Source organism: Amycolatopsis sp. NPDC033938, assembly GCF_055575975.1.
The window spans coordinates 152,821-165,308 of record NZ_JBVIRO010000019.1 but is presented as its reverse complement, the minus strand read 5'-3'; the positions used below and the strand labels follow the sequence as shown (position 1 = coordinate 165,308).

The following is a 12,488-nucleotide window of genomic DNA, read 5'->3' as shown; positions in this document are numbered from 1 at the left end:
CACTCACGACCCCCTCGCGAAACCGTGCAAGATGCCCAAATCGGGCATTTTTGTCTCGAAAAGTGTCCCTTATAGACAGTCCGGACCCGGGTGAGGCCCCTTGCGTGGGCCCGCTCCCGCCGCGTCCACCACGACGCGTTCGTCTTGTCCCGCTCCAGAGGTGCAGCCGACCAGCACTTATGCGACTCTGCCGGACCCCTGGCGCCAGGCGCAAGGCAGGGGGCCTTCATGTACTTGGGGGAGGTGTGACTACCGGAGTTGGCGGTGTTGCTGGTGCCCACCCGACAGTAGGCACTTAAGACATGATTGGCCCTGACCGTCATCACCACTCACGAGGCGCTCTACGTGGACTTCTGGCCGTCGATGCTCTCGCGCAGGATGTCGGCGTGCCCGGCGTGCTGCGCGGTCTCGGCGATGACGTGCGCCAGCACCCGTCGCACGCTGCGCACCGCGCCCGGCTCGTTCCAGGGCGCCTCCGGCAGCGGATGCGTGGCGGACAGATCGGGAATCGACACGACGATCTCCTTCGTCCGCGCGGCGACCTGTTCGTAGCGCTCGAGGATTCCGGTGAGGGTGTCGCCGGGCAGCATCCGGAAGTTGTCCTGGTGGTCGATCGCCCACTGCGGGAACTCGCGGGCGGTCCCGGCGCCGAGGTCGGCCCAGGTGACGCCTTCTGGCAGGTCGTAGGTCATCGCGGACGGGCCTTCGACCGCGAACCGCAGCCACATCGCCTCGATCGAGGCGACGTGTTTGATCAGGCCGCCGAGGCACAGCTCACTGGCCGTCGGGTGCTCACCGAGTTGCTCGTCGGTGAGGCCTTCGACGGTGGTGGTCAGCGCGGCGCGGACGGTGTCGAGGGCATCGAGCAGGTCGGCGCGTTCGGCGTCGAGGATGGTGGCGGTCATCGGGCCCTCCGGGTTGTCGTTTTCTGGCACGCGACCCACTCTCGCAGGGGTAGAGGACAGGTTGTGTCCTCTACTGGAGGCATCATGGAAACCATGCCGAAGACCTCCGCGCGTCTGCTGTCGATGCTCTCGTTGCTGCAGGCCCGCCGCGACTGGCCGGGCGCGCTACTGGCCGAGCGGCTCGACATCAGCCCGCGCACCGTGCGGCGCGATGTCGACAGGCTCCGCGAACTCGGCTATCCGATCGCGACGATCAAGGGGCCCGACGGCGGATACCGGCTCGACGCCGGCTCCGAACTGCCACCACTGCTGTTCGACGACGAACAGGCGGTCGCGCTGGCCGTCGCGCTCCAGAACGCCACCACCAGCGGCGCGGGGATCGAGGAGGCGGCGATGCGGGCACTGCACACCGTCCGGCAGGTGATGCCCTCGCGGCTGCGGCGCCGGATCGACACCTTGCGCGTCACCGCCGTCGAGTCACCCGCGACCAGGGCGGAGCCCCGTGTGGACGGTGAAGTCCTGCTGGCGCTCGGCGCCGCCGTCCACGCCCGCGAGGTCCTGCGTTTCGACTACGCCGGTTCCGCGCTGCCACGCCGGGCGGAACCGCATCATCTGGTCACCTGGCACGGCCGCTGGTATCTCGTCGCCTGGGACACCGAGCGCGAGAACTGGCGCACTTTCCGGGCCGACCGGATCACGCCGCGCACGCCGGCCGGGCCGCGATTCGCCCCGCGCGACCTGCCGACCGCCGATGTGGCCACGTTCGTCGCGAGCAGGTTCCGGGGCTCTTCCACCTCCGGTGACTGGCCGTGCCGCGGCGAGGTGATCCTCGATCTCCCCGCCGCCGAGGTGGCGCACTACGTCCGCGACGGCGTCGTCGAGGCACTCGGGCCGGATCGGTGCCGGCTCCTGCTCGGTTCGTGGTCCTGGACCGGGCTGGCGGCGAGCATCGGCCGGTTCGAGGCGGACATCGAGGTCGTCGGGCCGCCGGAACTGAAGGAGGCTTTCGCCTCGCTCGCCCGTCGCTACGCCAAGGCGACCCAGCCCACGCGTAACCGCGCTGACAGTCCATAAAGGACCTGGATCCGACAGCCGGGCCCCTTGCGGTTGCGCGAAGTCCGGGCCGGGTACTCCGCGCGAATGGAGATACTGCTCGCCGGGGCAGGCGTTCTGGCGTTGTGCGCCGCGGTGCTGCCGAACCTGCTGCACGAACGCGCGTTGTCGATGCCGCTGATCCTGTTGGTGGGCGGGCTGATCTTCGGGCTGCTCCCGTTAGGACACCCCTACGGCGAGGGTGTGCTGGATCCGCGATCGCATGTCCGCGCCGTCGAAGTGATCACCGAACTCGGCGTCCTGGTGTCGCTCGTGGGCGCGGGCCTGAAGTCCGACAGGCTGATCGGCTGGCGGTCGTGGAACTCGACGTGGCGGCTGCTGGCGATCACGTTACCGCTGTCGATCTGCGCGGTGGCGCTGCTCGGCTGGTGGGCGCTCGCGCTGTCCCCGGCCGCCGCGCTGTTGCTGGGCGCCGTACTGGCGCCGACCGATCCGGTGCTGGCGAGCGATGTCCAGGTACCGGCGCCGCATACGGATGACGGGCGCGGCGCGGACAACGAGATCAGGTTCACGCTCACCTCGGAGGCCGGGCTCAATGACGGTCTGGCGATGCCTTTCGTGCTGGTGGCGCTCGTCATGGCGGGCACGGCGAGCATCTCTCCGGTGCCGTGGCTGCTGACCGAGGTCGTGGTCCCGCTCGTGGTCGCCGTGCTGGTCGGCCTCGCCTGTGGCTGGTTGCTGTCCTGGCTCATGTTCCGGGTGCGGCACGACCGGCTGCGCCTCAGTGAGTACTCCGACGGGCTGGTGGTGCTGGCCATCGCGTTCCTCCCCTTCGCGCTGTGCGAGTGGCTGGGCGGGATCGGTTTCGTCGCGGTGTTCACCACCGCCGCGACCATCCGCGCCAGCGAACGCTCCCACGAGTACCACGGCGTGCTGCACGAATTCGGTGATCAGCTGGAAAGGCTCTTCGTCGCGCTGGCCTTGCTCGGCCTCGGTGTCGCACTGGGTGACGGGCTCCTGGCGGGCCTGCGGCTCGTCGAAGTCCTCGTGGCGGTGGCCGCGGTGGTCGTCGTGCGCCCGCTGTTCGGTGGATTGGCCCTGATCGGCGGTGCCACCACCCGTCCGGCGGGGACGGCGATCGCGTTCTTCGGCATCCGCGGGATCGGCAGTCTCTATTACCTGTCCTACGCGCTGGGGCATGGCGACTTCCCGATGGCCGACTCGCTGTGGCGCGTCACGGCGCTCACGGTCGCGGTGTCGGTCCTCGTGCACGGCCTCCTGTCCGGCCCGGTGATGCGCAAGCTGGAGAGCCGGGGCCTGCAGGATCCCAGCGTTTAGTCCGCTAAACGCGCCATTCACGACCCTCGACGCGGGCCTTCACCCGCCGCAAGGTGGCGGCGATATTCGACCGGTTGGTCCCCGCGCGGTCGGGCTGGCCGGTAATCAGGATGGCGAAGGGGACGAACCACGGCGGCACCCGCAACCAGTTCGTCACGGTGACGATGCTGCCGTCACCGTCGGGCCGGATGTCGTACTCCCAGCGGGAAATCGGCACGAAGAACGGCGTCCGCACCCGGTAGGCGAAGCGGCGTCCGGGCTCGGCTTCGGTGATCTCGGCGTGGGTCACCCAGCGCCGCCGGCCGTTGCGATTGCTGCCGGAGAACCAGTTCCCGACTGCGGCGCCGGTCGCGCCCCGGATCCAGCGGGCCTTCCGGAGCTCCTCCGCGCACTCGGCCATCGCGACCGGGTCACTGACCAGCCGGTACACCTTGTCGGGCGAGGCGTCGATCGAAACCTCTCCGGTGGCGAGCGGCTCGGTATAGGTCAGGGTGTGCTTCGGCTTCGTCACCATCGCGCCTCCAGTCGACCACGCCAGCCCACCAGCACGCGGTGGCGCGGTCAAGGCCGTCGCGGCAAGCACAGCACGTTCGCGAAGATCATCGTGCGGCGATGAGTGTTTGCGGAGCACTCTGCTTCATACGCGTACGAATCCAGGTCAGCTGGCGCGAGGTCTCCTCTTCGCGGTTTTCGACGAGGTCGAGCAGCTCTCGATCACGCAACCCTTGGGCGGCCTGACCGACGACGGTCCAGGTGATGTCGGTGAACGACGCGAGGGCGTAGAGGTCCTGCAGATCCCGCAGCAATCCGACCGGACCGCCGCGGGTGGTTTCCAAGCCCGCGGCGTGAAGCCGTTCCGGCTCCTCCTCCCGATCTTCGCCGTAGCGCTCGACGATCGGGGCGAGGGCCTCGGCCTGCCGGTCGACGCGCCCGGCGAGCAGCAGGCAGGTCTGCTGGACGTCGGGCTCTTCACCGTGGCCGCGGCCGACTTCGCGGAAGGCGTCGGCGAGTGTGGTCAGCGAAGTGCGCAGAAGACCGAGATAGGTCGCGAGATGCACGGGTCAGCCCTCCACCCTGCTGACGCGGACGGCGCTGATCTTGAACAACGGCTGTTTGGACACCGGATCCCATTCGGTCATGGTCAGTTCGTTGGCGGCGCGGGGGCCGCTCTCGCCGCCGATGTCCCAATAGCCGTAATGGAACGGAAGGAAGACGACGCCGGGACGGACGCGGCCGATCCGGACCGGGACCTCGACACCGCCTCTGACGGACTCGACCCGGACGAGATCCCCGTCCGTGACGCCGAGGCCGGCGGCGTCGGCCGCGGCCAGTTCCGCCCAAGGTTCCGGTGCGGCGCGCCGGAGGTGCCGGGCGCGGCCGGTCTTGGTCCGGGTGTGGAAGTGGTAGACCGTGCGCCCGGTCGTGCACACGAACGGATACTCCTCGCCGGATTCCTCCGGTGGAGGCGTGTATTCCGCCGTTTTGAGGAACGCGCGCCCGTCCGGACACATGGCCTGGTGGTCCTTCGCGGTGACTGTCCCGCCGGTGAGGAGGTCGTGGCCGTAGTCCTCGCACTCGTCGGTCCGGGTGGCGAAAACGCCGTCCTGGTAAAGCCGTTCGGTGCCGTCCGGCCGATCCTCGTCACAAGGCCATTGGATCCCGCTGCCACCGCGGAGTTTCCCGTACGACAGCCCGGTGTAGTCGCACAACCGGCCACGACTGCACTCCTGCCAAGCCTGGAAGGCCTCCTCGGGCGTTTCCCAGCCGATCAGCGGATCGCCGTCGCGGTCCCGGAAGTCCATCCGTCGCGCGTAGTCGAGGAAGATGTCCAGATCGGCGCGCGCCTCACCGGGCGGATCGACGGCCTTCTCCGAAAGGTGCACCGTGCGGTTGGCGTTGGTGAACGTCCCCTGCTTCTCACCCCAGAACGCGGCGGGCAGGACGACGTCGGCGAACTCGGCCGTCTCGGTGCGGAAACCGTCCTGCACCACGACGAACAGCTCCTCCTTGCCGAGGATTTCCCGGATGCGCGGAAGTTCCGGCATCGACACCGCCGGATTGGTCGCCGAGATCCACAGGAACCGGATCGAACCCTGTTCCGCGTACCGCCAGATCTGCATGGCGTGCGTCGGCGGCGCCCAGTGCGGGATGGTCATTTCCTCGACGTTCCACAGTTCGGCCAGCTGCCGGACATGTTCGGGGTTCCGCCAGTTGCGAAACCCCGGAAGATCACCGTCGGCACCGCATTCGCGCGTGTTCTGCGCGGTGGGCTGCCCGTTCATCTGCAACACCCCGCCACCGCGTTTGCCGATCATCCCCCGCAGCAGATGCAGGTTGTTGACCTGGCATGCCGCCGCGGTGGCCTGATGCGATTGGTAGAAGCCCTGCAACACGGTCGACAGCACTCGCTCGGACGTACCGAAGATCTCCGCGGCCCGCACCAGCGCGTCCGGATCGATCCCGCACACCTCGGCGACGTGGCGCGGGGTGTACGGCTCGACGGTCGTCTCGAGTTCGGAGAAACCGAGAGTGTGCGCGGAGACGTAATCCTCGTCGACCCACTTGTGCACGATCAGCTCGCGGATCAGGCCGTTCATCAGCGCCTGGTTCGTGCCGGGCAGCGGAGCGAGATGGACGCCACCGGACGTCTTCGCGGCTTCGGCGACCTTCGTCGTCCGCGGGTCGACGGCGACCACTACGGGCGGTTCGGGTCCGGCGAGCCGGTCGAGCACCCGGGACCACAGCACGGTCTGTGTCTCCGCCATGTTGTGGCCGAACAGGAACAGCGCGTCGCAGTGGTCGATGTCGGCGTAGGTACCGGGTTGACCGTCCGAGCCGAAACTCTCCTTCATCGCGGCGGCGGAGGTGGCCGTGCACAGCCTGGTGTTGCCGTCCATATGGGGTGTGCCCAGCCCGGCCTTGCCGATGACACCGAGTGTGTAGTACTCCTCCAAGAACAGCTGGCCGCTCGTGTAGAAGCCGTGCGACAGCGGCCCGTATTCGGCCAGCAGCTCCTTCGAGCGCCGCACGATCAGCTCCATCGCGGTTTCCCAGTCGGACTCCACCAGTTCGCCGTCGCGCCGGATCAGCGGCCGGGTCAACCGGTCTTTTCCGTTCCACTGCCACGAGCCGTACAGGCCTTTGGGGCCCATCCGGCCGTGGTTGACCAAGTCGGTCTCGCGGCCGCGCACGCCGACCATCCGGCCGTCCTTGACCGCGATGTCGCAGGCGCATCCATTGCTGCACAGCACGCAGGCCGACTGGACCCAGCGATCGACGGCGGATTCCCCGATGCCGTCCTCGAGGTGAAGGTCCACTCTGCGCGGCCATGCGGCTTCACGCGCGTACGGGGTCCGTTCTCCCCAGACCTCCGCGATCCTCTCGGGCACCGGCTCGGCGTTCATGCAGAGGCCATACCACCGGCCTCACCAGCCGAAACACCGGACAAAGCGGACGCGCTCAGCCGGGAGGCTCCGCCGGGAACGTCACCTGGAAGCCGAGCGCCGTGAGCATCCCGGTGAGCATCGCCTTCGTATTGACCCTCGCCCGCTCGATCAGGCCGGAGCGCTGCGCGGCGTCGGCTATCCGCTTCTCGGCGGCCACGTAGAACTGTTGTTGCTGTGGCACGGACACCACCGCCGAAAGCCGGTCGATCAGACCACGCTCCTGGCCGAAGACGTAGCTGCGCTCATTGTCCAGATTGGGTTTCGCCAGCTGAGGCTCCGGCAACCGCACCTCGACCGACCGCCGGTCTTCCGAGACGGTGAGCGCGTTCTCGACGATCGGCCCGAAATCGACGTACGCGTCGACCGAACCCGCCGCCACGAACAGGGTCCGTTCCCCGGCGATGCTCGCGGGCACCCATTTGACGTCCTTTTCGATGTCGACGATGACCTGGTAGTCGCCCACCGCCGCGTGGTACTGGCTCAGGTCGCGGACGGCCTGGAGCACCGCGGGCTGCGACCGGTCCACAGTGGACGTTCCGAACGGGTCGAGCTTCGGCAGCAACCCGGTGAGCTGCAAGGCAGCCGCCACGATCAGGATTCCGGCCAGGGCGAACGCCCCGAGGCGCACCCAGCGTTTCTTCACGCCCACCACCGCCTCTCCAGGGCGTGAGTACCCGGCGGGCACCGGGTCGAAGCGTCCGGAACCGTTTCTCGGACGTTCGGCGGAACGGGCTTTCGCACTTGGCGTAGTTTGGCCGCATGCAGAACGTCTTGCCCGCGCCGGAGAAGACCGGGCTGAACATCGGGACGCTGCACTGGGCGGGGTTCACCGGAATCGTCGTGCTGGTGCTGGTCACGTCCGGGATCGGCCTGCCATCGGTGCTGGTGGTGGCACTCGGCGTCGCCGGGATGGCCACCCTCGTGCTCTCCTGGCTGGGCATCGGACGGCTCGCCGCCGCGCTGCCGTCGCGGCGGCTGTACTGGATCGCCGTCTCCTGGTGCGCGCCGCTGCTGGCCGCGCGCCCGCTGTTCAGCGGCGACATCAACAGCTACCTGGCGCAGGGGCTGATCGCGGCCAAGGGGATCGACACCTACCTCGTCGGCCCTGCCGAAGCGCTCGGCGCCGATTCGCCGGTGACGCTGTCGGTCAGCCATTACTGGCGGGACACCCCCGCGCCGTACGGTCCGGCGTTCGTCGCACTGGCCCGCACGATCGCCCATGTCGCCGGTGACGATCTGGTGCCGACCGTGCTGCTGCACCGGTTGCTGGGACTGGCAGGCATCGCGCTGATGGCGTGGGCACTCCCCCGGCTGGCCGGCCGCGTCGGTGTCCCGCCGTCGATCGCGCTGTGGCTGGCCCTGCTCAACCCGTTGGTGCTGTGGCACATCGTGGCCGGTGTGCACAACGACGGGCTCATGGTCGGACTGATGGTCGCCGGACTGGAACTCGTCCTCGTGGGCGCGGCGAAGAGCGGCTCCGCCCGCCCGGCGTTGATCGCGGCCGGCGTGGTCGCGGTGAGCGCCGCCGCGAACGTGAAGATCGTGGCCGTCGCGGGCCTGCTGTTCGTCGGCGTCGACCTGTTCCGCCGGGCGACGCCCCTCGGCCGGGTGGCGGTGGCACTCAGTCTGCCCGCCGGCTTCGCCGCGGTCACCGTGGCGATCTCACTCGGCAGCGGGCTCGGTTTCGGCTGGGTCCGGGTCCTTTCCGGGGTTTCCGGTCAGGTACACAGCTGGATGGCGCCCACCAACGAACTCGGCTTCCTCGTCGGCGGGGTGGGCAAACTCTTCGGAGCGGATCTGACCGACAGCGCGATCAAGGTCTTCTCGCTCATCGGCGCGATCCTCGGCTTGGCCGTCGGGGCCAGGTTGCTGTGGCTCACCTACCGGGAGAAGATGCACCCGCTCTACGGTGCGGGGCTCACCTTCGCCGCGATGCTGGTCTTCGGGCCGGTCGTGCAACCGTGGTATCTCCTGTGGACGGTCGCGCTGCTCGCCGTGAGCCTCACGACCGGCCGCGGCCGCTGGATCCTCGCCGGGATCAGCGCGGTCTTCGGCGTCCTGCTCCCGCCCGCGAACGGCGGCGCCCTGTCCTTGGTGCTGGGTTACCTGATCGCCGTCGTGCTCCTCGGCGGGATCTTGTTCGCACTGAAGCGAAAGAACCTCTTGCCGGAGATCAGGTTCCGCAAGAGCCGGACGTAAGGGCTCCACCGCGCGGGAGTCCGTACCGTGCCGGTGAGCTCGCGCTCGGCACGGTCGAGGCAGTCCTCCAGCAAGGCGTCGTGCATCGGCCGCCACAGCAGCGGATAGGTGTACCAAGCGGGGTGCCGGAGCCGTAACACCATGAGGTGCACTAGCTCGGTCTCCTCCGTTCCCGTCGCGCGCAGGGTGAATTCGTGGAATCCGTCGAACCCGCGCGGAGCGGTGAACCGGAACCGCACGGACTTCCCCGGCTCGTAAGACTCGACGAGGTACCGCACCGGCCCGTGCCCGCCGACGGCCCCCGTCCCGAGCGGCCGGTCGAATCGCATCGGCGGCCACGCGGCGACGGGCCAGAGCCGATCGTCGTCACCGGCCAGCGTGTCGATCAGCGTCCCGACGCGCTCCTGTGGCACGGCGAAAATCCGGGAATGCCTGTTCCAAACGCGCATCGCGCTCCCCGTTCCTGCAGATCCGTTCTAGAGACCTTCCACTAAAACCATAGTAGAGGATAGTCTCTGATAATGGGACGGCCACCGAGGCACAACGCCGACGACTTCCTCGACGCCGCGGTCCGGATCTTCGCCGCCAACGGGATCGCGGCGGTGACCATGTCGGCCGTCGCCCGTGAGGTCGGCGCGCCGAGCGGGTCGATCTACCACCGATTCCCCGGACGTCCCGCCCTGCTCGCGGCCGTCTGGCTCCGCACCCTGTCCCGCTTCCAGCAGGATTACCTCGCGGTGCTCGAACAGGAACCGACCATCGAGGCGGCGGTCGAGGCCGCGGCACAGGTCGTCCGCTGGTGCCGGGCCCATCCCGCCGAGGGCAAACTGCTCTACGAAGGCGACCGCGCTCTCGGCGTCGACGATTGGACCGCCGAGGACCGTGCCCGCGCAGACGAGGCCAACCGCCGTCTCGACACGGCGCTCACCAAGGTCGTCCGGCGGCTGCGCCCGCTGACCGGCCGGAGCACCGACGAACTGAGGCTGGCCCTCGTGGACCTGCCCTACGCCGCGGTACGGCGGTACCTCGACCGCGGCGAGGCGCCGCCACCCCGCACCGTCGACCTGGTCACCAAGGCCACCCGCACGCTTCTCCGCGCGGAGTAAGGAAAAGTCGCGAGCGCGATGAGGGGCCGGTCCGGACTGGCTGCCGGAAGCCGGCCGCGACTCCGGGTGTCCACGAGCGTTAGAGCGAACCCTCTTTTAGGTACCTACTGGTGGCCTGTGACCATCATGTACTGGCTGTGCGTGAAGGCCCCCTTCCCTCGGCTGAGCCGAGGGAAGGGGGCCTTCACGCGCAGCCGATGTGACTGGTGGTGCTGTTGAGGCTTGTGATGGCCTTCCGGGGTGAGCGAGGGGCTCCTTGAGGGAATCGCCTTTGCTTAACCGCTCCGGCCCGCGCCCCGCGAGGCGCGCGCTGTGGCGGCGGCTCGTCGATGAAGGAATTGGGACACTCAACGTCCCAATTCCTTCATCGACGAGATGGCCACACCGCCTCACGATCCACACGCCAACCCACAGGTCAGGCGTAAGTCCGTGAAGGCCTCCTTCCCTACCTTGAGAGTAGGGAAGGAGGCCTTCACGGACACACCACGCGTCCCGAACCGGGCGACCTGGTGATCCTCGTCAAACCCGCGAGCAGCCCGCTCACCCCTGTGCGATCCTGAAAGTGGAACCTCGTGATCGAGGTCCCCGGACGAGTGGGTGCCGTACCCGGCCAGCGACAAGACGGCGCTCTGGGAGCGTGTCATGTCCTGGCTTGTCCTGATCGTTTCGGGGGTACTGGAAGCCGTGTGGGCCACCGCCCTCGGCAGGTCCGAAGGACTGTCCCGGCTGACCCCGTCGGTGATTTTCGGCGTATCGCTGGCGGCGAGCATGGTCGGTCTCGGTTACGCGATGAAGGATCTTCCGGTCGGCACCGCCTACGCGGTCTGGGTCGGGATCGGGGCGTCGCTCACCGTCGGCTACGGCATGTGGTCGGGCGCGGAAACCGTTTCACTGGCCAGAATTCTGCTGATCGTGGGGATCGTCGCCTGTGTGGTGGGCCTGAAAGTCCTGCACTGATCACGACGTCCGAAATCTTCCGGAAGAGGGACCGTCCCCGACGCACGGACGACGTCGGGGACGGTCGGGTCCGGGCCACCCCTGCGTGCAGCCCGGACGGCTAGGCGGTCAGGAGCGCGCCCAGAGGGCGGGGACGTTCGGCGGCTCCCAGCCGACCTGAGCGGCGTGCGCCTGCAGCGCGCGGTACGAAACGCCGTCGTAGGTCACCGTCGCGCCCACGGCGTAGGAGGTGCCCGCCGCCCAGGTACCACCCGGCGGGTTCGACGTCGTCGGGCTGGTCGGCGTGGTGGTCGTGCTGGAGGGAGGGTTCGAGCCCGAAGTCAGCAGACGCAGGCTGTAGACGCTCAGGATCTCCGAGATCGGCTGGAAGTAGAACGTGCCGCCGGAGGTGCAGTTGCCGGAACCACCGGAGGTGACGCCCTGCGCCTGGTCGCCGGAGATCCACGAACCGCCGGAGTCGCCCGGTTCGGCGCAGGCGTTGGTCCGGGTGAGGCCGGAAACGGTGCCCTGCGGGTAGTTCACCGAAGCGTTCTTCTGCTGGATGGTGCCGCAGTGCCAGCCGGTGGTGGAACCGGAACGGCAGACCGAGGCACCGATCGCGGCTTCCTGCGACCCCGCGACCGGCACGGTGCCCGGGTAGCGGTTCACCAGCGGGCGCGGCGTGTTGCCGGCGTCCACGCGGACCCAGGCGTAGTCGTTGCCGGGGAAGCTGGAGCCCGCGACGGTCCCGCTCGGGTTCGAGGTGCGGGTGCCGGTCGTGCCGCAGTGCCCGGCGGTCACGAAGCCGCCTTCGACCGAGAAGCCGATCGAGCATCGGCCCGAACCGAACGTGTAGGCGTTGCCGCCGATGACGTCGATCAGCGGAACCGGGCTTTCGGTGCTGGTCTCGACCCGCACCGCGTCGGCAGGCACGCCGGACACCGTCGCCCACGACTTCGCGGCGGCCTCACCACCGGCGTTGGCCAGTACGACGATCGAGTTGGTGACGACGTCGGTGTACCAGCCCGGCACGCTCTTCGGCGCACTGGATCCCTTGGTGTCCAACGACAGCTTCGCCGCGTCGAGTTGAGCGGCACTCCGCGCGACGGTCTTCGGGATCGCTCCGGCCGCGCGGACCGTACCCTCCAGCGCCGCGTCGGTGACGGCGACGGTCAGCGTGGCCCCGGCCGCGTCCAGCCAGGATCCGGCGTAGGACGAACCGAGGCTGGTCTTGAGCGCACTGTCGGCGCGTGCCGCCTTCTGCTCGGCCGCGAGGCGGGTTCTGGCCTGGTCCGGGCTGATCCGCAGGTCGCGCGACAGTGCCGCGACGATCTCAGACTGGACCTGGTCCGCCGCCGGGACGGTCTGACCGGCGCTGGCGCTCGGCGTCAGCGCGACGGCCGCGACCAGCCCGGCGCCGGTGATGGCCGCCGCGGCGGCCGCTACGATCTTTCGGTTCATTTAGGCGCTTCCTCGACACGTACCGGACGGGGATCTCGTCCCCG

General features: G+C 68.8%; 12 protein-coding genes and 1 riboswitch. Of the genes, 5 read left to right on the top strand and 7 right to left on the bottom strand.

The annotated features are described in order from the left end of the window. Positions 1–341: 341 nt before the first annotated feature. Positions 342–905: a DinB family protein gene (locus ACZ5ZX_RS34270; RefSeq protein ID WP_465506142.1), complete on the bottom strand. Its 564-nt coding sequence runs from the start codon at positions 903–905 to the stop codon at positions 342–344. Between the two features lie 93 nt (positions 906–998). Between ACZ5ZX_RS34270 and ACZ5ZX_RS34265 the strand changes: the two genes are divergently transcribed. Next, positions 999–1,979 (top strand): helix-turn-helix transcriptional regulator, encoded by a 981-nt coding sequence (locus ACZ5ZX_RS34265; RefSeq protein ID WP_465506131.1) that lies wholly within the window; start codon positions 999–1,001, stop codon positions 1,977–1,979. 66 nt (positions 1,980–2,045) lie between these two features. Beyond that, positions 2,046–3,296 carry a cation:proton antiporter gene (locus ACZ5ZX_RS34260; RefSeq protein ID WP_465506130.1) on the top strand — a complete coding sequence of 417 codons (1,251 nt, stop codon included), beginning with the start codon at positions 2,046–2,048 and terminating at the stop codon, positions 3,294–3,296. Between the two features lie 4 nt (positions 3,297–3,300). Here ACZ5ZX_RS34260 and ACZ5ZX_RS34255 read toward each other — a convergent pair whose 3' ends face one another. The 4 genes from ACZ5ZX_RS34255 to ACZ5ZX_RS34240 all read right to left on the bottom strand — a co-directional run bounded on the left by ACZ5ZX_RS34255 (position 3,301) and on the right by ACZ5ZX_RS34240 (position 7,391). Further along, positions 3,301–3,810: an SRPBCC family protein gene (locus ACZ5ZX_RS34255; protein WP_465506129.1), complete on the bottom strand. Its 510-nt coding sequence runs from the start codon at positions 3,808–3,810 to the stop codon at positions 3,301–3,303. 85 nt (positions 3,811–3,895) lie between these two features. Then, positions 3,896–4,354: a hypothetical protein gene (locus tag ACZ5ZX_RS34250; RefSeq protein WP_465506128.1), complete on the bottom strand. Its 459-nt coding sequence runs from the start codon at positions 4,352–4,354 to the stop codon at positions 3,896–3,898. Positions 4,355–4,357: 3 nt separating this feature from the next. Beyond that, positions 4,358–6,700, bottom strand: a complete 2,343-nt coding sequence (locus ACZ5ZX_RS34245; protein ID WP_465506127.1) for a molybdopterin oxidoreductase family protein — start codon at positions 6,698–6,700, stop codon at positions 4,358–4,360. A 55-nt stretch (positions 6,701–6,755) separates the two neighbouring features. Continuing rightward, positions 6,756–7,391, bottom strand: coding sequence for a DUF4230 domain-containing protein (locus ACZ5ZX_RS34240; RefSeq protein WP_465506141.1), 636 nt, complete (start codon positions 7,389–7,391; stop codon positions 6,756–6,758). 110 nt (positions 7,392–7,501) lie between these two features. Here ACZ5ZX_RS34240 and mptB point away from each other — a divergent pair, with 110 nt between their 5' ends. Further along, on the top strand, positions 7,502–8,941 hold the full coding sequence (gene mptB / locus ACZ5ZX_RS34235) for a polyprenol phosphomannose-dependent alpha 1,6 mannosyltransferase MptB (protein ID WP_465506126.1): 1,440 nt from the start codon (positions 7,502–7,504) through the stop codon (positions 8,939–8,941). Here mptB and ACZ5ZX_RS34230 read toward each other — a convergent pair. After that, complete coding sequence (locus ACZ5ZX_RS34230; RefSeq protein ID WP_465506125.1) at positions 8,845–9,390, bottom strand: SRPBCC family protein; 546 nt, start codon at positions 9,388–9,390, stop codon at positions 8,845–8,847. The two genes, mptB and ACZ5ZX_RS34230, sit on opposite strands and share 97 nt — an antisense overlap. A gap of 72 nt (positions 9,391–9,462) precedes the next feature. Between ACZ5ZX_RS34230 and ACZ5ZX_RS34225 the strand changes: the two genes are divergently transcribed. Continuing rightward, positions 9,463–10,047: a TetR/AcrR family transcriptional regulator gene (locus tag ACZ5ZX_RS34225; protein ID WP_465506124.1), complete on the top strand. Its 585-nt coding sequence runs from the start codon at positions 9,463–9,465 to the stop codon at positions 10,045–10,047. Between the two features lie 562 nt (positions 10,048–10,609). Further along, a riboswitch (guanidine-III (ykkC-III) riboswitch) is annotated at positions 10,610–10,678 on the top strand. Positions 10,679–10,689: 11 nt separating this feature from the next. Continuing rightward, complete coding sequence (locus tag ACZ5ZX_RS34220; RefSeq protein ID WP_061985507.1) at positions 10,690–11,004, top strand: DMT family transporter; 315 nt, start codon at positions 10,690–10,692, stop codon at positions 11,002–11,004. A 108-nt stretch (positions 11,005–11,112) separates the two neighbouring features. Here the strand turns inward: ACZ5ZX_RS34220 and ACZ5ZX_RS34215 are convergent, their stop codons facing one another. Further along, positions 11,113–12,444 (bottom strand): alpha-lytic protease prodomain-containing protein, encoded by a 1,332-nt coding sequence (locus tag ACZ5ZX_RS34215; protein WP_465506123.1) that lies wholly within the window; start codon positions 12,442–12,444, stop codon positions 11,113–11,115. Positions 12,445–12,488 lie beyond the last annotated feature (44 nt).